At 43.9% G+C, this 24,502-nt stretch carries 21 protein-coding genes; 9 read left to right on the top strand and 12 right to left on the bottom strand.

Annotated features, from left to right (window positions below):
- The first annotated feature begins 35 nt into the window (after positions 1 to 35).
- The gene (locus ACSLUR_RS10885) at positions 36 to 1,574 is read left to right on the top strand and encodes a Re/Si-specific NAD(P)(+) transhydrogenase subunit alpha (protein ID WP_448554470.1); all 1,539 of its coding nucleotides are present in this window, start codon (positions 36 to 38) and stop codon (positions 1,572 to 1,574) included.
- Positions 1,575 to 1,589: 15 nt separating this feature from the next.
- Complete coding sequence (gene pntB, locus ACSLUR_RS10880; protein ID WP_448555097.1) at positions 1,590 to 2,996, top strand: Re/Si-specific NAD(P)(+) transhydrogenase subunit beta; 1,407 nt, start codon at positions 1,590 to 1,592, stop codon at positions 2,994 to 2,996.
- A gap of 117 nt (positions 2,997 to 3,113) precedes the next feature.
- On the opposite strand, the gene ACSLUR_RS10875 is transcribed toward pntB, so the two are convergent.
- From ACSLUR_RS10875 to ACSLUR_RS10860, 4 genes are all read right to left on the bottom strand, one after another.
- Complete coding sequence (locus ACSLUR_RS10875; RefSeq protein ID WP_448554468.1) at positions 3,114 to 3,704, bottom strand: hypothetical protein; 591 nt, start codon at positions 3,702 to 3,704, stop codon at positions 3,114 to 3,116.
- A gap of 131 nt (positions 3,705 to 3,835) precedes the next feature.
- Complete coding sequence (locus tag ACSLUR_RS10870; protein ID WP_448554466.1) at positions 3,836 to 4,222, bottom strand: hypothetical protein; 387 nt, start codon at positions 4,220 to 4,222, stop codon at positions 3,836 to 3,838.
- Positions 4,222 to 4,857, bottom strand: coding sequence for a hypothetical protein (locus ACSLUR_RS10865; RefSeq protein WP_448554464.1), 636 nt, complete (start codon positions 4,855 to 4,857; stop codon positions 4,222 to 4,224). Before ACSLUR_RS10865 ends, ACSLUR_RS10870 begins: the two co-directional genes overlap by 1 nt.
- A 492-nt stretch (positions 4,858 to 5,349) precedes the next feature.
- Complete coding sequence (locus tag ACSLUR_RS10860; protein ID WP_448555095.1) at positions 5,350 to 7,518, bottom strand: S46 family peptidase; 2,169 nt, start codon at positions 7,516 to 7,518, stop codon at positions 5,350 to 5,352.
- Between the two features lie 315 nt (positions 7,519 to 7,833).
- On the opposite strand from ACSLUR_RS10860, the gene ACSLUR_RS10855 reads away from it, so the two are divergent.
- The 3 genes from ACSLUR_RS10855 to ACSLUR_RS10845 all read left to right on the top strand — a co-directional run bounded on the left by ACSLUR_RS10855 (position 7,834) and on the right by ACSLUR_RS10845 (position 10,528).
- Positions 7,834 to 8,169 carry a zinc ribbon domain-containing protein YjdM gene (locus ACSLUR_RS10855; RefSeq protein ID WP_116002415.1) on the top strand — a complete coding sequence of 112 codons (336 nt, stop codon included), beginning with the start codon at positions 7,834 to 7,836 and terminating at the stop codon, positions 8,167 to 8,169.
- Between the two features lie 486 nt (positions 8,170 to 8,655).
- Positions 8,656 to 10,068, top strand: coding sequence for an alanine/glycine:cation symporter family protein (locus ACSLUR_RS10850; protein WP_448554462.1), 1,413 nt, complete (start codon positions 8,656 to 8,658; stop codon positions 10,066 to 10,068).
- A gap of 94 nt (positions 10,069 to 10,162) precedes the next feature.
- Positions 10,163 to 10,528, top strand: a complete 366-nt coding sequence (locus ACSLUR_RS10845) for a SpoIIAA family protein (protein WP_448554460.1) — start codon at positions 10,163 to 10,165, stop codon at positions 10,526 to 10,528.
- 43 nt (positions 10,529 to 10,571) lie between these two features.
- Here the strand turns inward: ACSLUR_RS10845 and ACSLUR_RS10840 are convergent, their stop codons facing one another.
- Positions 10,572 to 11,132 carry a cysteine hydrolase family protein gene (locus ACSLUR_RS10840; RefSeq protein ID WP_448554458.1) on the bottom strand — a complete coding sequence of 187 codons (561 nt, stop codon included), beginning with the start codon at positions 11,130 to 11,132 and terminating at the stop codon, positions 10,572 to 10,574.
- Positions 11,133 to 11,261: 129 nt separating this feature from the next.
- On the opposite strand from ACSLUR_RS10840, the gene ACSLUR_RS10835 reads away from it, so the two are divergent.
- The 3 genes from ACSLUR_RS10835 (at position 11,262) to ACSLUR_RS10825 (ending at position 14,398) form a co-directional block, all read left to right on the top strand.
- Positions 11,262 to 12,251: a GlxA family transcriptional regulator gene (locus tag ACSLUR_RS10835; protein WP_448554456.1), complete on the top strand. Its 990-nt coding sequence runs from the start codon at positions 11,262 to 11,264 to the stop codon at positions 12,249 to 12,251.
- 124 nt (positions 12,252 to 12,375) lie between these two features.
- A complete protein-coding gene (locus tag ACSLUR_RS10830) occupies positions 12,376 to 13,686 on the top strand; it encodes a DEAD/DEAH box helicase (protein ID WP_448554454.1) in 1,311 nt (436 codons plus the stop codon).
- 52 nt (positions 13,687 to 13,738) lie between these two features.
- Entirely contained in the window at positions 13,739 to 14,398 is a 660-nt protein-coding gene (locus ACSLUR_RS10825) for a hypothetical protein (RefSeq protein WP_448554452.1), read from the top strand.
- A gap of 55 nt (positions 14,399 to 14,453) precedes the next feature.
- Here ACSLUR_RS10825 and ACSLUR_RS10820 read toward each other — a convergent pair whose 3' ends face one another.
- On the bottom strand, positions 14,454 to 15,344 hold the full coding sequence (locus ACSLUR_RS10820; RefSeq protein ID WP_116000713.1) for a GGDEF domain-containing protein: 891 nt from the start codon (positions 15,342 to 15,344) through the stop codon (positions 14,454 to 14,456).
- 267 nt (positions 15,345 to 15,611) lie between these two features.
- Here ACSLUR_RS10820 and ACSLUR_RS10815 point away from each other — a divergent pair, with 267 nt between their 5' ends.
- Complete coding sequence (locus ACSLUR_RS10815; protein ID WP_448554450.1) at positions 15,612 to 17,582, top strand: monovalent cation:proton antiporter family protein; 1,971 nt, start codon at positions 15,612 to 15,614, stop codon at positions 17,580 to 17,582.
- Positions 17,583 to 17,821: 239 nt separating this feature from the next.
- Here the strand turns inward: ACSLUR_RS10815 and ACSLUR_RS10810 are convergent, their stop codons facing one another.
- The 6 genes from ACSLUR_RS10810 to ACSLUR_RS10785 all read right to left on the bottom strand — a co-directional run bounded on the left by ACSLUR_RS10810 (position 17,822) and on the right by ACSLUR_RS10785 (position 24,422).
- A complete protein-coding gene (locus tag ACSLUR_RS10810; protein ID WP_448554448.1) occupies positions 17,822 to 18,667 on the bottom strand; it encodes a fumarylacetoacetate hydrolase family protein in 846 nt (281 codons plus the stop codon).
- A gap of 49 nt (positions 18,668 to 18,716) precedes the next feature.
- The gene (locus ACSLUR_RS10805) at positions 18,717 to 19,511 is read right to left on the bottom strand and encodes an SDR family NAD(P)-dependent oxidoreductase (protein WP_448554446.1); all 795 of its coding nucleotides are present in this window, start codon (positions 19,509 to 19,511) and stop codon (positions 18,717 to 18,719) included.
- 81 nt (positions 19,512 to 19,592) lie between these two features.
- Entirely contained in the window at positions 19,593 to 20,438 is an 846-nt protein-coding gene (locus ACSLUR_RS10800; protein WP_448554443.1) for an amidohydrolase family protein, read from the bottom strand.
- A 4-nt stretch (positions 20,439 to 20,442) separates the two neighbouring features.
- A complete protein-coding gene (locus ACSLUR_RS10795) occupies positions 20,443 to 21,477 on the bottom strand; it encodes an aldo/keto reductase (protein ID WP_448554441.1) in 1,035 nt (344 codons plus the stop codon).
- A gap of 91 nt (positions 21,478 to 21,568) precedes the next feature.
- Positions 21,569 to 22,816, bottom strand: a complete 1,248-nt coding sequence (locus ACSLUR_RS10790) for a fumarylacetoacetate hydrolase family protein (protein WP_448554439.1) — start codon at positions 22,814 to 22,816, stop codon at positions 21,569 to 21,571.
- A gap of 4 nt (positions 22,817 to 22,820) precedes the next feature.
- Positions 22,821 to 24,422 carry an aldehyde dehydrogenase (NADP(+)) gene (locus tag ACSLUR_RS10785; RefSeq protein ID WP_448554437.1) on the bottom strand — a complete coding sequence of 534 codons (1,602 nt, stop codon included), beginning with the start codon at positions 24,420 to 24,422 and terminating at the stop codon, positions 22,821 to 22,823.
- Between the last annotated feature and the right edge of the window lie 80 nt (positions 24,423 to 24,502).

Raw genomic sequence — 24,502 nt, 5'->3', positions numbered from 1 at the left:
ATCACTTATGTCATAAAAACAACAAAAGGTATGTTATGCAGATAGGTATCCCAAAAGAGTCGTTAAAAGGGGAAAATCGCGTTGCAGCTACCCCGACTTCGGTGAAAGCGTTAAAGCAAAGAGGTTTTGAAGTCGCTATTGAAAAACTCGCGGGTAAAAAAGCAAGTTTTCATGACAGTGATTATGTCGAGCAAGGAGCTACTCTTGTTAGCCAAGACGAAGTCTGGCAAAGCGACATTATTTTCAAGGTGAACCCACCTACAGATGATGAAATCGGCCTAATGAAGGAAGGTGCTCATCTCGTCAGTTTTATTCAACCAGCGCAAAACAGCGAATTGGTTGAAAAGCTCAAGCAAAAGAATATTACCACTATCGCCATGGACATGGTGCCACGTATGACACGCTCGCAGTCATTAGATGCACTAAGCTCAATGGCAAATATCGCCGGTTATCGTGCCGTTGTTGAAGCATCACATCAATTTGGCCGTTTCTTCACGGGTCAAATCACTGCAGCAGGTAACTTGCCACCCGCGAAAGTAATGATTATTGGTGCTGGTGTTGCTGGCCTTGCCGCCATTGGTGCAGCAGGTAGCTTAGGTGCGGTAGTACGTGCCTTTGATACTCGCCCAGAAGTAAAAGAACAAATCGAAAGTATGGGCGCGGAATTCCTTGAGTTAGATTTCGAGGAAGAAGATACCGGCAGTGGCGATGGCTACGCTAAGGTAATGAGTAAAGCCTTTATCGAGGCGGAAATGGCCTTGTTCGCTGAGCAAGCCAAAGAAGTGGACATTATTATCACGACTGCGATGATTCCAGGCAAACCAGCGCCTAAGTTAATCACCGAAGAAATGGTTGAATCAATGAAACCGGGCAGCGTGATCGTTGACTTGGCTGCCGCTGGTGGCGGTAACTGTGAACTTACTCAACCGGGTAAGCTAACCACAGTTAAAGGTGTCAAAATTATTGGTTACACCGATTTAGTGTCGCGCTTACCGAATCAATCATCTCAGTTATACGCCAATAACTTAGTGAACCTAACTAAGCTTATTTGCCCTGAAAAAGACGGTGAATTAGCGATTGATTTTGAAGACCAAGTGATTCGCAATATGTTAGTGGTTCACGACGGTGAAGTGACTTTCCCACCACCGCCAATTCAAGTAAGTGCCGCGCCAGCAGCTAAGCCTGAACCTGCGAAGCCAGTTGCGGCAGTTGAAGAAGTGGAAGAAGAAAAGAGCCCTGCGAAAAAATACGCCATGATGGCGGTTGCTGGCCTAGTGTTTGGTTGGGTAGCAAGTGTTGCGCCGTCAGATTTCCTCGCGCACTTCACGGTATTCGTGCTCGCTTGTGTCGTTGGTTATCACGTTGTTTGGAACGTTACCCACGCATTGCATACGCCATTAATGAGTGTAACTAATGCTATTTCAGGCATCATTGTTGTTGGCGCGCTATTGCAAGTAGGCTCAGACAATCTCGCTGTACAAGTGTTGTCGGGCATTGCAATACTGATAGCGACAATCAATATCGTTGGTGGCTTCTTTGTTACCAAGCGTATGTTAAAAATGTTCCAGAAGTAGGAGGGCAACATCATGATATCAACTGGAATTATTACTGCTGCTTATATCGTTGCCGCATTACTATTCATCTTTTCACTGGCTGGTTTAAGTAAGCAAGAAACAGCGCAAGAAGGTAATAACTTTGGTATTGCCGGTATGACGCTTGCTTTATTGGCAACCATTGCTGACCCACGTGTTGATAATGTCACCGTCATTATCGTTGCAATGGTAATTGGTGCCGCAATTGGTTTCCGCCTAGCAAAACGCGTTGAAATGACCGAAATGCCTGAGTTGGTTGCGATTCTTCACAGTTTCGTTGGTTTAGCTGCGGTATTAGTTGGCTTTAACAGCTACTTTGATGCGCACGACAGCTCAGCGTTATTAACCGCTTTATCTGATGAAGCGCGTGTTGAGCAAAACATTCACTTAGTGGAAGTATTCTTAGGTGTATTTATCGGTGCGGTGACCTTCACTGGTTCAATTGTTGCCTTTGGTAAATTACGTGGCCTTATTAACTCTGCGGCATTGATGTTACCTCATCGCCACAAAATGAACTTGGCAGCAGGTGTTGTTAGCTTTGTACTAATGATCATGTTCGTCAACGAAGGTGGTAACGACGGTGCCTTATACCTAATGACGGCTATCGCTTTAGTGTTTGGTTGGCACTTAGTGGCATCAATTGGTGGTGCTGATATGCCAGTAGTTGTTTCAATGCTGAACTCTTACTCAGGTTGGGCAGCGGCGGCAGCAGGCTTCATGTTAAGTAACGACTTATTGATTGTTACGGGTGCATTAGTAGGCTCGTCAGGTGCGATTCTTTCTTACATTATGTGTAAGGCGATGAACCGCTCATTCATTAGCGTAATTGCTGGTGGTTTCGGTACTGAAGTAAGCATTGATACTGACAAAGACTACGGCGAGCACGTTGAAGTACAAGCAGAGCAAGTGGCAGAAATGTTATCGAACGCTAAGTCAGTGATCATCACACCGGGTTACGGTATGGCGGTAGCACAAGCGCAATACCCTGTGTACGAAATGACGCAAAAGTTAAAAGCAAAAGGTGTTGAAGTACGCTTTGGTATTCACCCTGTAGCGGGTCGCTTACCAGGCCACATGAACGTATTACTAGCCGAAGCGAAAGTACCTTACGATATCGTAGAAGGTATGGAAGAGATCAACGAAGATTTCTCAGATACTGATGTGGTATTGGTTATTGGTGCGAACGATACGGTTAACCCTGCGGCAAGTGAAGACCCAGGTAGCCCAATTGCCGGTATGCCAGTACTTGAAGTGTGGAACGCGAAAAACGTTGTAGTGTTTAAGCGCTCAATGAGCACAGGTTACGCCGGTGTACAAAACCCACTGTTTTTTAAAGACAATAGCCAAATGTTATTTGGTGATGCGAAAGAATCAGTTGATAAAATTGTCCATGCGTTAGCCTAATACGATATTTGCATTAGCAATTAAAGCATTTTAACAAAACCAAAGCCTCGCAAATTAGCGAGGCTTTTTTATGTTTGTCGATTTGTTTTGCAGAAATTATTGACTATTTTTTAAAGCCTATGACGGCGTTAAAGACGTCTTTTTATGGACTGAGTTCCTCAATGAAATAGGCGTATCCGAAACTGCGTATCGTCTATATTTATGCTTTAAAGCCTTTCCTTTCATCCAAGGGAACAGGTCATCTAGCTGTTCACTTGTCTCTATAATAGTGACTTTAACCTTGTGGTAGTCAAGGCAATAAACATAAAAACCTTTTGATAAAGCCTCTTGTAATCTAAGCTGCCAGAACCTGTAATCACCTTTAGTTTGGAGGTAACCTGCTTGGAGTGTATAGTGCTTCAAAAGATAGTCATTGAAAACTCTTGCTGCCAAGTCTTTGGTATAAGTTGCACAAGACCGCCAAAGTATACACTGAGTTAGAGTTCTATCTACTAAATAGCTGTTATGGTTTCCAAGGTGTAAACAAAAGTATACAGCTTTGTTTTTATGGTCTAATTGTGCGATGGAGCCTCTAACCTTAACTACTGGTAGCCCTTTATGAGTAAAAAGCTCTCTGTAACCTTGCTTCTTTATTACCTCACAATAGGTGTCTCTGTTTGTTTCTAGATCCTCAAGGCCAAAGTCAAAACCTCCTATTGTTTGGGGCATTATTGCTATTGGTATATTAGTTTTTATAAATTTAACCCTCGTTTCTTTATGTTATAAGAGTTTAGATACTAAAAATTAATAATTTTAAATCGTTACCTCCTTTTTAAGTATTTGAGGAAATCAATTGCTGATTATTTACGGTCTTCTAAAGTATTTACCCCATCTTCAATAGGATTATCTGCTTCTAATGGCTCAAGATATGAGATTATGTCATTTTCAGCATCTTTAGTTAGATTGTTTGTATTACCGTTAACAGAAAAAATTAATTCATCGATATATTCTGGTATTCCCTCTATGACTCTAATCGGCTTAGCTGTGCCCATACGACCCAACTCTTTATCTTCATGATCAAAATGGTCTTCAACGTGGATACGAGGCTTTGGGCCAACTTTGTATCGTGCGATTACAAAGCATTTTTTATCAGCCAACCAGGTTCCAACAAATGCATTTCTCCCGTCGATGACATAGGTGTGTCTATCTATAAGGTCTCTCATAGATATATATTCTTTATTAGTCATCAGTTGGCCCAAATTTTTACAGATATAGTTGAGCTTAGTGGCTTATTTCTACCTTTAGTATTCAGCGGTAGAGGTAAGTCAGATGCGAGAAATTCTTGTTCGATAGAGCGGCTTATATTGACTTGGTGACCATTAGGCAATTTTACCCAAGGATCATAGGTAAGCCATAAAGAGAGTTCTGGTCTAGAGCTTCCAATTTTTACTTCAGACAGTATCTTGCTAATGTTCTCATGTATCGCTTCTTTCTTTCGGGCAGTTTTGGCTTCCCAATCCACATCTTTAATTGATAGTTGTTCATTCACGATTTTAAGTAGCCTGTTGAGATTATTATCTAAGTTATCGCTGTGCCAAGAGACCCACTGTTTTTTATTTGCAGGTAACGAATTGTGTTTTCTTAACCAGCGCTGTTTCAGTGAATTCGTGTATTCGCCAACGTATAGGATATGTTCTTGTTTGCAGTGATCTCCGAGGCATACAAGATACGTTGAACATTCAGCATTAACGATGTCATCATTTATGAACTTTATTTGAGTGGGACTTTTCCAATTATGATTTTTTGACTTATATGCACTTTCGCCCAAGTAAAAAGTTCCCACTTTGGTGAATTCAAAATTAAGAAATTGTTTATTTTTCATTAGTCTTATTGATTTAGAAAAGGTCAATATACATAGAAAATTACTCTCGAAATATGAATACCTTTATTTAAAATATTTAGTTATAAAGGGTGTATTTTATATGTCATTTAATTGATTTATATAAGGCAACAAAAGGCTCAACTGTTTAAACTAAAAGGGGAGTTCAAAAGCTCAAATCTATTGGGTTTCTTAACCACCTTCATTGCTACCTTCAGTTTGCCTGCTACTAAAGTAAGCTTTCTAGAGCGAGTAATTGCTGTATAAAGCATACCTCTATCTAAAGGTGCTTTTGCCACACAGCCGTGTGACGTCATTACCAAGTAATAGCAAACACAATATAATGCCGGTTGTTCAAGTTAAAACTTATTTAGGCAATACAAAAAAGAGCAACCAGTTAGGTTGCTCTTTCGCTATCTGATGTTAATTAACATTTTGTGGTTGGATATGTCAGCGCTAATAGAGCCACCATATTACGCCACATCTTCATTCTAACTATTTAACAATCGTTAACTCATCAACGATATTCTGTGCGTTATCCACGTTTTCCATAGTCCACAGCATAAATGGCACACTAGTGTGGATAGCGCGGTTTAGCTTAGCATCGTAATCCCAATCGCCTATAATTGATTCGTATACGCCATCGAATACTAAGCCAACAAATTCACCTTTACCGTTAAGGGTTGGTGAGCCTGAGTTACCACCAGTGATATCTAAGGTTGATAGATAGTTAACTGGCACTGAGCCTAGGCTTTCGCGGTAGTAAGTACCGTAGTTTTTGTTCTTAATCGCGGTGCGAATGTTGTCGAACAAGTCAAACTCATGATCGCCAGCTACATACTTAGCTAACATGCCTTCAAGCGTGGTAAATGGCGTTGCAGTAATACCATCTTGCGGTGAATAGCCTTTCACATTACCGTAGGTAATACGCAATGAGCTGTTGGCATCAGCATATACTGGCTCACCTTTCGATTGTTTGAAGGCGATCATCGCTGCCATGTATTGCGGGCGAATTTGTGCCAGTTGGCCAGCTAGTGCTTCGTCTTGCTTTTCAAGTTTGCGATCATTTTCGTATTGTGAAACGGCGAATTGAATGTATGGATCGTCGCTTGCTTTAAACTCTTCAACCGACTTATTCATCCACGCTAAACGCACGGCTTCTTGATCAAGTTCCGTGTTGCTGTGCATTTTATCTAGCTTAGCGGCAAGTTTTTTTGCATCAAATTCCTTGTTTGAATGGTTGCTTAAACCGAAAAACTCATCAAATACGGGGTTGCGCTGCTCAGCAGGGAACTGGGCGTATTGTGCGATAAAGTGTGCTAATACGGCTTTATCAACGGTCGCATCGTAACGTCGATTTACTCGTTTCATCGCTTGGGTGAAACGGTTCATGTCACGCTCTTGATAACCTTTTTTACGCTCGGCATCAGGTTTGTTTTTTTCGTGAGCTAAACGATATAAGCGTTTGGCAACGCTGTACATATTGGTGCGAGCAATATAGGCCAAGATTAAATCACGTTCTTGGTGTGACTGACCTTGTGCAATCAGCTCATCAAGTTCGGCTAGCGTTTTACCGTATTGGCGCTGGCGTTTTTTCGATGCGTTAATCCAAGCTTTTAGCGCTGCTAATTCCTTTTCTTTGCGCTCAAGCATATCGCCCTTGTTAAAACTCTCGACCATAGAGCCGTAGTTTTTCGCATAGTTGGCAAGGCCTGCTAGCGTGCTTTCGTACTTGATGCGCGCTTCGCTTTGATCAGGCGCAGTGTTTTTGATGACGTCAATGTATTCTTCGCGGTAACGCTTGGCGGTAGGGTATACCCAAGTAAATTGGTTCTTTACTTCTTCCACTGTGCGGTAACGGTTTGTGCGACCTGGGTAACCAAGCACCATCACATAGTCGTTTTCTTCAACACCGCTGGCATTCACTTTTAGAAACGCTTTTGGCTTAAACGGTACGTTGTCTTTTGAGTAATCGGCAGGTTGGCCGTCTTTGTTTACGTAGGCGCGGTAGAAAGACCAGTCACCTGTGTGGCGCGGCCACATCCAGTTGTCGGTATCACCTCCAAATTTACCTATGCTAGAAGGCGGTGCGTAAACTAAGCGCACATCGCGAATTGCCAGTTGTTTAATAAGGAAGTACTCAAGGCCACCGTGAAAGCTAAATACTTCACAGCGATAATCTTGCGAGGTTTCACATTCAGCTACCAAGGCTTTTTGGTTTTTCTCTATCGCATCAAAATAAGCTTTGCCTTGATTAGACGACGAAATTGATCCGGTAACTTTATCTGTAACCTTAGTTAGCGACTCGGTTACGTATACACGAGAACCCGGTGCTGCTTGCAACTCTTCAGATAAAGATTTTGCCACAAAACCTTGCTCTAGCAGGTTTTTCTCTTCTGTTGAGTTGTATTGAATCGAGCCATAAGCACAGTGGTGGTTAGTGACTACTAGCCCTTGTTCAGACAAAAACGATGCCGTACAGCCACCTAAGCTGATAATGGCATTCATTGGGAATTGGTCTAAGTTTTCCATTTGTGTTGGATCAAGCTCAAGCCCAGCTTGTTTAAGCTTACCGCTGATTTCTTGAAGTTGATGTGGTTGCCACATACCTTCGTCAGCATGCGCTGACATTGATGCTGAACCAACAGCTAAGAGTGATGCCATCGAAAGCGCTTTATAGAGCGCATTAGGCAATCGATTTTTGATCATGATTTTTCCTATTTTGTTTTTATGCGTTGGCTACTTAGGGGGATCTAGTAGCTGCTTGCGATATGACGCAAACATATTAATTAAATTGAGATAGTATAACAATACTTCCTGTCACAAAGCGCCAAGTGCTTATGAACCTGTGCAGGCATGTTTATATATCTTTGTGCGCTAATCAGTAACAGCTTGTTACTCATCAAGTAATCCACTCGCTTGCCACCAGCTTAGCAAGTATAATACGCCTCTTTGAAAACCTGATATAAGTTGAACACCATGTCTTTACCTCCATGTCCACAATGCCAATCTGAATATGTTTATCAAGATCAAAGCCTATTAATTTGCCCTGAATGTGCTTACGAGTGGGATCCTGCCGAAGTTGCAGAGGAAGAAGCGATCAAAGTAAAAGATGCAAATGGTGCGTTGCTTGCTGATGGCGATAAGGTGACTGTGATTAAGGACCTTAAAATTAAAGGCAGTTCACAAGTGATTAAAATTGGCACTAAAGCCACTGTTCGCCGCGTACTGGATAAGAAAGATCACGAGCTAGACTGTAAAGTTGATGGCGTTGGCGAAATGATGGTAACAGCGCAGTTCGTTAAAAAAGCATAATTCTCTTCTTATTTTAAAAGGGCAATAAAGCTTTGCTCAGTAAGAGCTTTACTCAGTACGAGTTTTATTGCCAAGTATATATACCCATGCTACTTCAAGATGCTTGACTTCAGCGCTGTCACAGGGGCTCAATATCAAGGCGCAGCTTGAAGGAATGGTTACTCCCTTTCAATAAGCTGCAATGCAGAGAGTGAGTTCCTGTGAAGCGCCCAAGGGGTTGGTTTAAAAGCGATTTATGCTGCGTTATTGATTTTGACAAGGGAACTACCATTCTCTGCAACCAATGCCTTGCCTAAACCGCTTTTAATTCCAACTGAAGCAAGCACTTTGAAATAGCATGGGTATAGCTTTAATTTGCTTAGCCTTTTCATTTGGGCATTTGCAAGCAAATGAAGCGATTCCATCATATCCCAAATTCATCTTAGCCAAGGCTTGGCATAGTTTGCTAAGCTAGCGGCTAATATATTGTTAGTTTAAGAAATTTTTATGGGCGATTTAATTAGCCAATGGGTTGGCTTCATTAATGGGTACCTGTGGGGCAGTGTGTTAATTTACTTGCTTACAGGTTGTGGTATTTGGTTTAGCTTGCGCTTAAAGCTGATTCAATTGCGTCATTTCAAGCATATGTTTAGCTTGTTAAAGCTGAGCCGAAATAGCAGTGAAAATGGTATTTCGTCATTTCAGGCACTTTGTACGTCATTAGCCGCGCGCGTTGGTACCGGCAACTTAATGGGGGTGGCGGTCGCCATCAGTTTAGGTGGCCCAGGGGCGATTTTCTGGATGTGGCTGATTGCCTTTTTCGGTATGGCAACCGCTTACGCCGAAAGCGCACTAGGGCAGCTGTATAAAGAGAAAGACGAAAACAATAACTTTCGCGGTGGTCCCGCCTATTATATGCGTAAAGGGATAAACAGTCCGAAACTCGCCATTACCTTTTCATTGTGTTTATTCTTTGGTTATGGCTTTGTCTTTAGCTCAGTACAAGCCAATTCTATTACCGATGCATTCCAAGGCTCGTTTGGCATTGACCCATTAATGTCGGGCATCGTTATCACCTTGCTAGCGGCCTATATTATTATTGGTGGCCTGCGTAATATCGCGCGTTTTGCCGAATTGGCAGTACCATTTATGGGCGTTGCTTATGTACTCGTTGCGCTGTTTGTCATTGCCATCAATATTGAACAAATTCCGGCCATTCTAATGCAAATTGTTGGCTCAGCATTTGGCTGGCAAGAAGCCGGTAGCGGTGTGGTTGGCGCAGCCGTTATTCATGGGGTTCAACGGGGTTTGTACTCGAATGAAGCGGGTATGGGTAGTTCACCTAACGCTGCGGCTGCGGCTGAACCAATGCCTCATCACCCAGCATCACAAGGTTATATTCAATCGTTAGCGGTATTTTTCGATACCATGGTCATTTGTACTTGTACTGCGATTATTATTTTACTAGCGGGCGATTCTCTTGATGGCGTGATGGGTATTCAGTTAACGCAGCAAGCTTTAGCATTGCAAGTGGGTAGCTGGGGAGCTGAATTTATTACGCTGGCAATTTTGTTCTTTGGCTTTACTTCAATCGTCGCGAATTATGCATACGCGGATAACAACTTAAAGTACTTGAAGTTAGATAATCCATTTGGTCGCTGGTTTTTACGCATTGGCTTTTTGGCAATGCTTGTATTTGGTTCATCAGCGTCATTGCCGCAGGTGATTGCACTTGCTGATATGGCAACCGGTTTAATGACAGTGGTTAATGTGACAGCATTGTTCTTGTTGTCAAAAGTCGTTATTCGAATTACCAAAGACTATCAACAGCAGCTTTCAAAAGGTGATTTACCAACGTTTGAAGCCAGCGAAGAAACAGAGAAATCGCTAGGTTTAACACAGGGCGTTTGGCGAAAATAAGCGTATACTTAGCGAATAGTTAATACGGTTATTCGGCAAGGATTATTAGCTAAGAATGATTCGCCAATGATGATTTGCTAAGTAAATAAGTAAGATGCTTAACGTCACACTGCAACCCAATTACGGGGTAGTGATATTTGAACTTGATGGGCAGCTATCCGTGCAGGATTTTATTCATGCTGCCCATAAAATTGACCCTTATATTGACCACGCTGGTGGCCTTAAAGGTGGGTTGGTTTGTGTGTTGGGCTGGCCAGTTTGGGAGTCGTTTTCAGCTTTTAGCCAGCACCTCGCGTTTATTCGTAATCACCACCATCAAATAGCGAAAGTTGCCATTGTCTCCAACTCCACTTCCTTCAAACTGTTTGCGCCAATTTACGGTACCAGCCTACAGTGCCAAATTAGGTGTTTTGCGATTGATGCAATCGAGTCAGGTAAAGACTGGATTCTCGCCGATTAGTCTTGCTTATTTTGCTATTGGTGTTAACTCAACTTAGATTAGCTTAAACAAGCTTAGACAAGTTCTCTGCGCTATCAACATTGCAGTAGCCAAACTGCAATGCCGCCATAAAAGCTGCATGAACGTGTTTGGCTGGTACGGTCTCACCTTCGAAAGTTAAGTCTAAAGTAGCACAGGCATCGTGTGCGACATGGCTGTCATAGCCTAAATCCACTGCTGCACGGGTAACGGCATCAATACACATATGGCTCATTGCCCCGACAATAATCAATTGGTCAATGTTGCGCTCATCGAGTAGCGCTTTTAAATCGGTATCGCGAAAGCTGTTAATTTGCTGCTTTAGTACCACAGGCTCGCCATCAATTGGCGCTAGGCTGTGGTGAATTTTCGCACCTTCAGAATTTGGTAAGAAAAACGGTGCTTCTTCGGTTGGAAACTCATGGCGAACATGAATTACAGGAAGTTGCTTTTCACGAAACTGTGCCAGTAGTGTTTGTGCTTTTATCGCTGCTGCTTCGGTGTCTGAAAGCGCCCATTTTGCCCCTTCGTATGTTGGAAAATAATCGTTTTGAAAGTCAATTAATAGTAGTGCTGTATTTGCCATGTTAAGCCTCGTTTTGCTCGTTAAGTAAGCGTTTAAGTAAATGTTCAGCCACTGCTGAATCAATAAGGCTATTTTGACGAAACTTTGCTAGGCTTACGCATGGCATTAATGACATAAAACAAGGTAAAAGTGACAAATAAAGGTAATAACAAGATAAAGCAAGTTAACCGTCATATTGAGCGCACTAAAACTATTAGAGTTGTGATCATCAATTACCCAGGTGCTATGCAAAGTGCCGTATATGGCTTGCTAGAACTATTAAACTTGGCGAATAAAATTATTATAGATGAGCAATTAGCAATGACTTTTAGCGCCCAAATAGCCACTCCAGAGGAGTTGAGTGCTGGCGAAAAAGGTATTTTTAATTTAACGCCCGAAGTGATTATTTTGCCGCCTAATTTAGATGGCGAATATTATTTAAATGCCGGGCAGCCACTGCTCAATTTCCTGAAACAAAGCCATCAAGCGGGCTCCACGTTATGCTCGGCTTGTGCTGGTGCTTTTATACTGGCACAAACAGGCTTACTAGAGAACAGAACTGCCACCACACATTGGGGCTTAGCTAATGAGTTGCAGCGTGAATATCCTCAAATTCGCGTTAAGTCAGAAAGTATTTTGATTAACGATGGAGATATTGTCAGCGCGGGCGGGTTAATGTCTTGGCTAGATCTGGGCTTAGAGTTAGTCGGCCAATATGCCAAGCCTCACGTGATGCGGAAACTGGGCAAGTACCTGATTGTAGATACCGGAAAGCGCGAGCAGCGGTATTATCAAAGTTTTACGCCAACATTCGATCATGGCAATCAAGCAATGCTCGCGGTGCAGCACTATATTCAGGCAAACTACGACACTAAGCTTAACAATAAAGTGTTGGCTGGTGTGGCGCATACATCAGAGCGCACGTTAATACGCCAATTCACCCAAGCCACAGGCTTGAAGCCTGTTCAGTATATTCAACGTTTACGAGTGCAAAAAGCTTGCGATATGTTGGAATCTAGCGCATTGAGTTTTGAACAAATAGCGTTGTCGTTGGGCTATGAAGATGCCAGCAGTTTACGCAAAGTGTTTGTAAAAATTGTTGGCCTAGCACCGTCCGAGTTTCGGGCAAGATTTATTTAACTCTATCGTAACTGGCATATGTAACTGGAATATTTAATTGGAATAGTCGGCAAGTAAGCTCGCATCAACAGTGGGATAGGGTATATAATCGCGCGATTATTTTAGGTGTTGGTGGAAAAAGAAAATGAGTGTTGATGCAATTGGCTTATCAGAAGGGTTATTAAAAGCAGTTAAGCTTTGTGGTTATAAGCAATTAACCCCGATCCAACAACAAGCTATTCCTGTTATTCGCACGGGCAGTGATGTGCTGGCTAGCGCGCAAACAGGTACTGGTAAAACGGCAGCCTTTACCTTACCAATATTGGATAAGTTAGCGCATCAAGCAACTACCGAAACGCCAATATTAAAGGCGCTTATTCTAACGCCAACACGTGAGCTTGCGATTCAAGTAGGCGAAAATATTAAAGAGTACAGCCAATTCTTACCCATTAAACACGGTGTGATTTTTGGCGGTGCGGGCATGGCTGGGCAAGAAAAAGTGCTTAAAGCTGGCGTTGATATTTTAGTCGCGACACCTGGCCGTTTGCTAGAGCATTTGCAACTGCGCAACCTTTCACTTTCTCAAGTTAAATACATGGTGCTTGATGAAGCCGATCGTATGCTCGATATGGGATTTTTAAACGATATTGAACGCATTAGCGAGCATATTAAGCACAAACACCAAACGTTAATGTTTAGTGCGACCTTTTCAAACAAAGTTAAAACCTTAGCGAATCAAATTCTACATACACCAAAAACCATTGAAGTGGCGAAACAAAACACCACGTCAGGCAAAGTGAAACAGGCCGTTTACTGGGTGTCGGAAGCGCGTAAACGTGAGTTGTTGTCAGAAATTATTGGTGTGAATAATTGGCACCAAGTCATGGTGTTTGCCGGCACACGTGAAAGTGCCAATCAACTTGCCAAAGAATTAAAGCTTGATGGTATTAAAGCGGCACTATGTCATGGCGAAAAATCACAAGGTGCGCGTAACAAAGCGTTAGAGCAGTTTGTTGCTGGCGAAGTACGCGTATTGGTGGCAACTGATGTCGCAGCTCGTGGCCTAGATATTCCTAACCTGCCGTATGTCGTGAACTTCCATTTACCATTTTTAGCAGAAGATTACGTGCACCGCGTCGGTCGTACTGGTCGTGCAGGCAAATCTGGTACTGCCATTTCATTAGTTAGCCCTAAGGATGAAAAATTCTTAGGAAATATTGAACAGCTCATTGGTCGTAAATTTGAAAAAATAGTGCTGCCGGGCTATGAAATGACAGAGTCTGAATACGATGCTAGCAAGCGCCATGTAACTGAAGCAGCTAAGAAGAACCGCTATCAAACCACACGCGATAAAAACCGTCGTGTTGCTGACAAACGCAGTGTTGGCGCTAAAAATCTAAAGCACAAGTCAAAAGGTAAAGCTAGCGCAGTAAAAAAAGTGAAAAAGCGCAGATAGTACTCGCTGGGTACTTTCGGCAGAACGGGCAGAGTATAGGTGCAAGGAATAGATGCAGGAGCGCATTGAACTCTTAGTCGATATTCCCTTTGAACATCGCCATACCTGCTGGTTTTGCGGTGAACCAAGTGATCAATTTGTTACTTTTCCTCATGATCGCTATATTGTGTTGGCTTGTCCTCACCCTAAGTTGACCTTACCAAGTTGCCGCGAATGTCGAACATCGGCTTATCAAGCCAAAGTCGAACACGTATGGCATTTACGCGATCAAGTCAAAGTAGGGCTGATTCGAAAGTATCGCAAAGACTTAGCAATTGGTATTAATTGGACACCTGAAGAGCTAGCCAATGCTGGCTTTGAAGGAGGCAATTTCGAATCCTTCCAACGCAGTGCGTGGTTTATGTATGAGGTTGCTCGCGATCGCGTCAATTATCGCGGTTGGCCGTTGTCGCTTGGCGGCGAAGATATCGAACATGAAACCAATGCACTTAGTTTTGATTTTGATGGTGTTTGTTACCCATCAATTAACGAGGCGATTTCACATTTCAGTCAAAACTTTGGATTTAATCGACAGGTATTGGTTAAAACATTGGCAATAGTTGGCACAGAACAGTTTGCCAAGGCGGTAAGGTTTTGCCGTTTATTGGTGGCGGCAACACCAGATGAGGTTAAAGCCGCACTTGTTGAGCTAAAAGCTCAACAAGCAAAATAGCCGCACGCCGAGCGTGCTTGAACACAGTAAAAAGTGGCGCAGGTAGTACCCAAATTTATACTAAGCTGAGGCGTGGTGCCATGTTCATTTTTTTACGATAAAGCGCTTGGTCAGCTCGTTCGAAAAAGCTCTTTTCAGTGTCAGCGCGATTCATAAAAGTAGCGCCTAAGCTGCACGATACTTGATACTTTTCTAAATAACCATCGGCAGCGACAGCATCGTGAATGCGGTGATAAATCACTTCTAACGATTCTTTGCCAGCACATTCAATTAGTACTACAAACTCATCACCACCAAAGCGGAATAAGCTATCAGAATCGCGCACACTTACACGTAGTGCATCAGCGAAATGTACCAACACTTTATCGCCCACAGCATGGCCATAGGTGTCGTTTATCGCTTTAAATTTATTAAGGTCGGCAACAATAAGCCCGACCTGATTGTGACTGCGATTGGCTTGATGCATCGCTCGTTTAATTTGCTCGTCAAAATAACGGCGATTACCTAGACCCGTTAAGCTGTCTTGCATCGCAAGCATTAATGCAGTGCGGTAAGTTAACGCATTGTTTAACGGATTCAGGAAGTAGCGGTGTAGCTCATTGAGTATTTTTTCGTTACTACCTGACAGCGGCGTATTTAAACCATAAACCAATCTACCAAGGTGTTGACCATTTAGTGACAGATTGAAATGACGAGAGATTTTGCCGCTGCGGCTACCTCGAATACTTGCTTCAACACTTTCTGCTTTGAAGCTTAGGCCACTAAACTCAACATAACGGCTCGCCATCATCGCGAACTTGTTTAGTAGTTCGTTAAGGTCAAGCGTGGTTTGCAACTGTTCAAGCAAGGCCAAGCCAAGTTGATTGTTTTCTAAATGATTAGATTCAAATAACCTGAACGCATTAAAGTCGGAAAACTGTTGTTCTAATAAGTTGAGCGTTTGCATAAAACTACCTGCTAATACTGCGTTTGTGGTATGTCAAAAAATTGTTATACCGCTGTGTTGACTTAGTTAAAGCAAACACCGTGCCTACTCTTGGACGGACGAGTTAAGTATTTTAATTACCTGAATACTAAGGTATAAGTGAAGGGTACAAATGAAGTGTATCGGTTAACGGTATAAATTGGTGTTAGTAGAACACCTGTGAGATAAGCTTGCAGACTTGCCAATTCCCGACGACTCTCGACAAACCACAGCTTGCAAGGAGCAGATGTGATAGCTCATCTTGAAATTCTCGCCATACTCGCCTGCGCGGTATTAATCGTATTTGTTTTTCGTAAGCTTAACCTGCCTGCTATTTTGGCATACTTAGTCGCTGGCGTGCTGGTGGGTGAGCATGGGCTAGCATTATCAAACGAGCATGTTGATTACGAGCATTTTGCTGAACTTGGCATTGTTTTCTTGCTTTTTACCCTTGGCCTTGAATTCTCGTTGCCGCGATTATTGGCGATGCGCCATTTAGTGCTGGCTGTGGGCAGTCTGCAAGTACTGATTTCAATGGCCTTTATCATGGTTGTGTCCATGCTATTTGGCTTGTCATTTGCCGCCAGCTTTGTGGTCGGTGGTATTTTGGCACTATCGTCTACCGCAATTGTCATTAAACAGCTAAGTGAAACTGGGGCGATGAAGCGCAAGTCCGGTCAAATTTCAGTTGCTGTGCTGCTATTCCAAGACGTTGCGGTTGTCCCTTTGTTAATTATTATTCCTTTGCTAGCCCCACAAAACGAAGGCTCGATGTTTATCGCACTAGCATGGGCGCTGATCAAAGGTGTGTTTGTTGTTGGCATTCTATTCTTTGTCGGTAAATGGTTGCTGCCACGCTTATTTAACTTAGTGGCTAAAGTGCGTACCGATGAACTCTTTGTATTGACCACCTTGTTAGTGACCTTAATGGCCGCATCGTTAACGCAGTGGTTTGGCCTATCAATGGCATTAGGTGCATTCCTGGCCGGTATGATGCTTGGCGAAAGTGAGTACAAATATCAGCTGGAAGCGGATATTCGCCCTTACCGTGATATTTTGCTCGGCTTATTCTTCGTTACTGTTGGCATGAAGCTAGACATTAGTTTATTGCTGGCATCTCCCGGCACTTTATTAATAACTATGCTTGCCTTTATGTTAGCAAAAACCTTGATCGTTCAATGGGCGGCGGTTCGTGCTGGCGAAGCGAAAAAAGACGCTTGGGCAACCGGTTTTATGCTGGCACAAATGGGGGAATTTGGTTTTGTATTAGTGGCACTTGCCACGCAAGTGAATGTGTTAGCCAATGATGTTGCGTCGTTACTACTGGGGGCAGGGGTTATCAGTATGGCGATTACCCCTTACATTATTAATAATGCCAGAAAGTGGGGGCGTTGGCTGGCTAATGAAGACCCAGTAGACACTTCAGATTTAACGGATTTACCAGAAACCACGCAATCGCTAAAAGACCACGTGATTATTTGTGGCTTTGGCCGCATTGGTCAAACAGTGAGCCGCTTTTTAAAACAAGAGCATATCGAGTTTGTTGCTATTGATATTGATCCGCTGCGCACGCGTAAAGCTCGAGAAGCTGGTGAAAACGTATTATTCGGCTCGTCACGACAAACTGAGCTGCTGCATGCGGCACATTTGTCAGAAGCGAAATTAGTCGTTATCGCTTTTGGTGAAGACAAACAATCAGCAGAAGTGATTCAACGTGTGCGTAGTTTATCGCCAGAAGTGCCAATCTTGGTGAGAACACGCAATGATGATCAGTTAGAAATGCTGCAAAAAGCGGGTGCCAATGAAGTGGTACCAGAGAGTTTAGAAGGCGCGCTAATGTTGGTTTCACAAGTGTTAACCTTGTCTGGCGTGCCGTTTTCTCGCGTTGTGCGCCGCGTGCAACGAGAGCGGAAAAATCATTACAACCATTTACATGGCTTCTTCCAAGGTGAGCAAACCGATATGAGTCCTGAAGCAGTTGAGCGCATAGAATTTGCTCATGCGATTTTACTCACTGAAGACTCATTCGCCAATGGGCACAGTATTGGCAGTTTAGATTTGGCCAGCAGACGCGTAAGTGTTATTGCCTTAAAGCGTGATGGCGTGGAAATTGACGAGCCCGACAATAACACCTTATTACAAGCGCAAGATACGTTAGTGCTATGCGGAAAACCTCGAAGAGTTGAACGTACAGAGCGCTACCTGCACGAAGGCGATTGATCATGTTGGCGATTTAGTTTGGTGTTTACGATATCGCTTATAGATAAAAAAGCCCCAAGCTCGTTAATAATACTTAGCTTGGGGCTGGCTAGCACTAGGCTAGCGATTTGAGCCAATGCCTTGCTAGGGGAGACTAACGCAGCGTCGGCTGTCTACTACATGGTAAAATTTGCTCGGCTCATTTTCGTTATTGAAAACATTTATTTAAGGCATTAATTGAAGGCATTTGTTAAAAGCATTTATTGAAATGCGACCACGTTTTGGGTTTGTTGCCCCATGCCTTCTATCCCTAAAGAAATTTGGTCACCAACATTGAGGTAAACGGGTGGCTTTTGACCTAAGCCTACTCCCGGCGGTGTACCAGTAGAGATAACATCGCCAGGTTGTAAGGTGGTAAACTGGCTTAAGTAACTCACAATATAGGCTGGGCTAAATATCATGGTATTGGTGTTGCCGCTTTGATATCGCTTGCCATTCACTTCGAGCCACATGCCGATATTAGAAATATCGCTAACTTCATCTTTAGTCACTAAATAAGGGCCAAGTGGTCCGAAGCTGTCACAACCTTTACCTTTATCCCACTGACAGCCGCGTTCCAGTTGAAAATTACGCTCAGAAATATCATTACAAATACAATAGCCAGCAATGTACTCCTCTGCTTCTTGCTCACTAACGTAGGAAGCAGCCTTGCCAATCACAATCGCTAACTCAACTTCCCAATCAAGCTTGGTGCTGTTTTTGGGTTTAATCACGTCATCGTTTGGGCCACTAATCGCACTGGTGAACTTAGAAAACACTTCAGGTTCATCCGGAATCGGCATATTTGATTCAGCAGCGTGGTCGGCATAATTAAGGCCAATACAAATAAATTTTCCGACATTGTTGACACAGGCACCTAGGCGGGTTTGTCCATCGACAATAGGTAAACTGTTAATATCTATAGCATTAAGGCGCGACAAGCTCTCGTGACTTAAGGTTTGCCCGTCAATGTCAGTAACCGCAGATGACAAATCGCGAATATTGCCATTAGCATCTAAAATGCCCGGCTTTTCAGCGCCTTTTGCGCCAAAGCGTAATAGTTTCATGGTTTGATTACCTCTGATAATTCTTATTAATTGCGTTGATGTTGGATAACTAATTGTTCAGCGTGACAAAGCCACCATCAACGGGAAAGTTACTGCCAGTAATGAAGGCCGCCTGCGGTGAGCATAAATAGGCAACTACGCTGGCGACTTCATCTGGCGTGCCCATGCGTCCAATAGGTTGTGTTTTCGATAGTTTGTCGAACATTTCTGCTTTGTTGTCGGGATAATTTTTGTCAAGAAAGGCATCCACGAAAGGTGTGTGTACACGCCCTGGTGATACACAATTACAGCGAATGTTGTCGCTGAGGTAGTCTTTGGCGATAGAGTAGGTCATGGTTAGCACTGCGCCTTTAGTCATTGAATAGGCAAAGCGATCGGCAATACCAACACTAGATGCCACCGATGCCATATTGATGATGATGCCCGATTGCTGTTTTTTCATCGCTGAAATAGCTGCTAGTGCACAATGGTAAACGCCTTTAACATTCACGTTATAAAGCTTATCCAGTTCAGCTTCACTGGTTTCTTCTATGGTGCCAACCGCGCCAATGCCAGCATTGTTGATCAGAATATCGATGCCGTGTTCGGCCGCTATTTCATTAAAAACTTGGGTAACTTGCTCGCCGTCTGCAACATTGAGCGCGACACTTATCGCGCTGTTCGCATTCGCAGTTTGCTCATTAGCGACTTTCTTATTAATTAGCTCTTGGGTTTGCTGAGCTGCGGCTAAATCAAGGTCGGCAATAACCACTTTATACCCTTGTTTAGCCAGAGTGATGGCAATCGCTTGCCCGATACCGCTGCCACCACCGGTGACAATCGCAGTTGATGATAACTGACTCATAAAAACTTCCTTTGTAGTACTTTTATTCGTGACTAATCGCTAATATTGAATTTGATGACAACTACTTGAATGCAATGACCTTCAAGACAAAGGCGGCAGTTGATAAAAGCTTTTTGCAGTGCCTGCCCAAAAAGCCTGCTGTTCTTGCATCGACCAATCACTAATTAACGTTTCGCAAAGCTCAACCCATGCCGGATAACTACTGTTGAGATTAAGTACTGGCCAGTCGCTGCCCCACATAATGCGGCCATGGCCAAAGGCCTTGACTAAAGTCGTGAAGTAGTCGAGATAATCATCGGCACTTGCTTGTGCTGGGCTTGCCTCGGTGGTAATGCCGGAGCATTTTACAAACACATTAGAAAGTGGCTGAAAGCGCTGCATTGCTGCGGCCCAATCGTCAAATTGCTTTTCTGCGACATTGGGCTTGGCGAAATGGTCTATTACTATCGATAAATCTGGGTTTTGCTTTGCAATATCATAGATATAAGGCAAATGTTCAGGTTTAACTAACGCATCAAAAGTCAGTTTCAATTCAGCGAGCTTAGTAAAAATTCCGGCGTAATCTGGGTTTGCTATCCAAGCAGGGTCTTCGATGTCTTGCAGCATTGGTCGAACCCCTTTAAAACTAGGGTTTTCTGCCAATTTATCGAGGGTTGCAATGACGTCATCGGCATCAAAATCAACCCAACCAACTACGCCGGCAATGCTGCTTTCTGTAGCTGCTAACGATAACAAATACTCGGTTTCTTCGACTGTTGGTGCAGCTTGTACTAGCACGGTTTGAGTTACATTATGTGCGTGTCTAAGCGGCGCTAAATCTGCAGGTAAGAAATCGCGATAGAGCTTATCAAGGGCGGGTGTTAACCAGCCATAATCATTGCGCTCAAGTAGCCAGTAATGTTGATGGCTGTCAACTTTATTCATCATGACACTAGCTCCCTTGCGGTAATGGCACGTTTTCACCAACTAACTGCTGCGCGCGTAGTTGCTGCCAAAATTCAGTTGGAATGTTAGTGTTGAACAACTCTAGTGTTTGATTAATGCGTTTGGCGTTCCCCATACCCGGTATGACGCTAGCAACACTGGGGTGAGCCAGCGGAAATTGCAGTGCGGCGGCGGCGAGTGGAATTTGAAATTCATCACAGAGCGCTTCGAGTTTTTTTACTTTAGCAATGATATGTTCTGGGGCTGGCTCGTAATCATAGTAAAGCGTGCCGCCTTTTCTCGTACCGGTCGCTAAAATGCCAGAATTATAGGCGCCACCGACAATAATGGAACAATTCCGTTGCTGACATTTAGGTAGAAATGTGTGAATAGATTCTTGTTCAAGTAGCGTGTAGCGACCTGCTAACAAGAAGCAATCCCAGTCGCCGTGATCAAGCGCTTGTTCACACACTTGGTATTCGTTAACGCCTAACCCTATGGCTTTTACGAGTCCTTGCTGGCGCAGCTCTGCCATTGCTTTATAGCCACCTTGCATTGCGATTGGGAAGTGGTGGTTATTGGCTTCACCGTGGGTAACCTCACCGATGTCATGCATATAAAGGATATCAATGGTGTCTAGACCTAAGCGCTGTAGGCTATCCTCGAACGAACGCATTATGCCGTCGTAGCTGTAGTCATAATGAATATCAAACGGCATGGGTGACTGGTAACTGTGACGCTCTTTTGCATAACCAGCAGGTTTTAACAGGCGACCAACTTTGGTTGATAACACATAGTCGTGGTCTTGATCGGCGCGCAGTAAATCACCTGTGCGTCGCTCGCTCAGGCCTTGACCATAATGGGGAGCGGTATCAAAGTAGCGAAAACCAGCTTGCCAAGCATTATCAAGCAAGGCTCTAGCGTCGTGGTCATTAATTGGCTGGTATAAATTACCAAGCGGCGCACAACCAAAACCTAATGTGTCTATTGCTAGGTCTGTGCTACCGATTTTTCGCTGTGCGGTTTTTAGCTCTTGCTGCATACTGCTTCCCCATTATTTGTTATTGAGCGCTTTCTTGTTATGCGCTTCTTTATCTGTGTTTTGTTGCCAGTGTGATTTATTTACGCTTTTACTAGTTGTTATTTTTATCGGCTTGAGCAACTTTCACTTGGCAAACAAAATTCATGAGTTCGGTAATACCATATTGCCAGCTTGGAATTTGATGGCAATGGTTAACCCAGTTAACTAGCTTGCCGAGTTTTGGCGTTGATATTTCGACTCGATCGCCCAGTTCGTGGGTGAAGCCCATACCCGTTTCATGGCGATCATCGGTAGGCGCAAACATAGTGCCTAACATCATGGTTATGCCATCAGGGTATTGGTGCGAGCGATTGCATACTTGCTTGATAATATCTTCAGGCGTGCGGCTGATTTGCGACATGATATTAGCGCCTTGACTCACAAAACCGTCTTCCCCAGTGATGGTCAATGTGATTTCTGCATTCATGGCATCTTCAAGGGTAAAGTCTTCATCAAATAAGCGAAATAGTGGGCCAATTGGGCTGCTACCATTTTGATCTTTTGCTTTACCTAGTAATAGTGCACTGCGCCCTTCATAGTCGCGCAGGTTAACGTCGTTTGCTAGCGCTGCTCCGATGCAGTTTCCTTGCGCATTAATCAGCAAGGCAATTTCTGGCTCAGGGTTATTCCATTGACTGGTAGCCAACACCCCAAGCTCTTGCCCGCAGGCAATAGCCGACATCGGTTGCCCTTTAGTAAATACTTCAACATCCGGGCCTATTCCTACTTCAAGGTATTGCGACCACATGCCTTGGTCGATCAGTTGTTGCTTTAACGCCATGGCTTGCTCGCTACCGGGCACAATACTGCCAATATCGTCGCCGACGGTTTGATGCACCATAGCGCGGATTGCTTCGGCCTTGGCTGGATCACCGAGGGCTCGTTCTTCAATCACCCGCTCAAGCATACTGGCAGCAAAGGTAACGCCACAAGCTTTGATGGATTGAACATCGTTAGGTGCAAGTAACACGGGCTTTGATTGGTCACTAAGTTGCGCTTCGCGTTGATAAAATAGGCTATTTTCTAGTAACTCAGTTAGTGAGCAAATTAACGAGCCTTGTGCTTGCTTTATGGTTTGCACAGCATTGCTGTCGGCAAGCACATCACTAATCGTCAGGTAATGATCACAAAGCGCAATTACGTCGTCCTGTCGAGCCGTTATCACCACTGGGCCAGCAATGCCAAGAGGGCTAATATCGGCCGGTAGCCAGGCGCGGCCAAGCCAAGTGCCTTGATTAGAAGGGATGCATCCTTGCAGGGAGAATTCTTTTACCGTATTGAAATGGGTTAAATCTGTCATTAGCTTAGGCCTTTTCAATTGCGATTGCCGTGCGGCTATAGTGGTTGTCTATCATGCGCAAAATCCCCATTGGGTTGTCATTTTGCAATTCAACAGGCAGTAATTCGTCAGGCCAGTTTTGATACGTATTTCGGCTTACAAAACGGCTGATGGCAGCAGTACCAACACTGGTCGCATGGGCAAATGAAGATGCCGGGTAAGGGCCGCCGTGCTGCATTGACTGGCAAACTTCAACGCCCGTTGGATAACCATTAAATAAAATTCTGCCTGTACGTGGCTTTAACAGGCTGAGCAGGGCGCTTAAACTTTGTGATTGGTAATCATCGGCATGGATGGTAGCCGTAAGGTTGCCTGATAGACTTTTTGCGACGGCCAACATTTGCTCGATTGATTCACAGCTCACCACCAATGAGGCAGGCCCGAAAATTTCTTCACTGTACTCAGCTATCGATTGATCACTTGCGAGAAAATCAGCCGCGTTTATTTGCATTAAACTCGCCTGTGGCGTCAATGGAGTGTCGCTTAGCCCACCAGTTAAGAACTCTACTCGGCTATTGTTTTGGCGAATCGCCAATGCACTTTGCATAGTTTCAGCGATGCCAGGGTTAAGCATGACACCGGGTGTTTGCTCACTTAAGTAATGTGCTAATAGTTTGGGCAACTCACTATTAAGGCAGACAATAAGCCCAGGCGAGGTGCAAAACTGGCCGCAGCCCATGGCAATTGAACCAGCAAGTCCTTGGGCAATGGCATCGGAGCGACTGTCTAACGCTTCCGGCATAATAAACACCGGATTAATACTGCCCATTTCCGCATAAACAGGAATAGGCTCTGCTCGTTTTGCAGCAATGTCCATTAGTGCGCGACCACCACCTAACGAGCCAGTAAAGCCAACCGCTTTGATCTCTGGGTGCTTAACTAGCTCACTACCAATTTCGGTGCCGCAGCCTTGTAATAATGAAAAAGTACCCATTGGAAAATCAGCTTTTTGTAAGGCATTAGCTATCGCCTGTGCAAAATAACGTGAGGTAAGTGGGTGGCTAGGGTGACCTTTGACAACAATAGGGTTGCCCGCTGCTAGCGCTGCTGCGCTGTCACCGCCCAAGGTGCCAAAGGCAAATGGGAAATTAGAGGCGCCAAATACGGCAATTGGCCCCAAGCTAATATTCATCGCACGAACATCTGGTTTAGGTACGGGCTGGCGATTGGGATCCGCTGTATCGATTGACGCTTGTCGCCAACTACCTTCTGCCACTAAGGCAGCAAAGGCTCGAATTTGCCCACACGTTCGACCGGTTTCTCCTTGCAAGCGTGCTTCAGGTAAGCCAGTTTCCGCCATAGCAACAGGAATGAATGCATCTTTTAATGCTTCTATTTCATCCGCAAGTACATTTAAGAACCCTGCTATTTCAGCGCTGGTTTTGGTATCTAGCAAGGTTTTCGCTTCAACAGCTGCGCTTAGCGCTGCATTAACATCCAAAAGGGTGCAGCTTTTAATGGTTGCAATCGCTTTGTTTAGGCTTGGATCCCAAGATTCAAAGCTATCACCACTGCCTTCAAACCATTGTCCAGCAATCATCGAGTGTGTATCAAATACAGTGTTCATTTGGTTAACCTCACAGTATTTCCTATTCTTTTTATTCGTGATTTAGTTTGTTCTTTGTTTACTGCTTGTTAGTCGGTGCA

Source organism: Thalassotalea montiporae (genome assembly GCF_053485855.1).
This window is presented reverse-complemented; position numbering and strand designations above follow the sequence as displayed.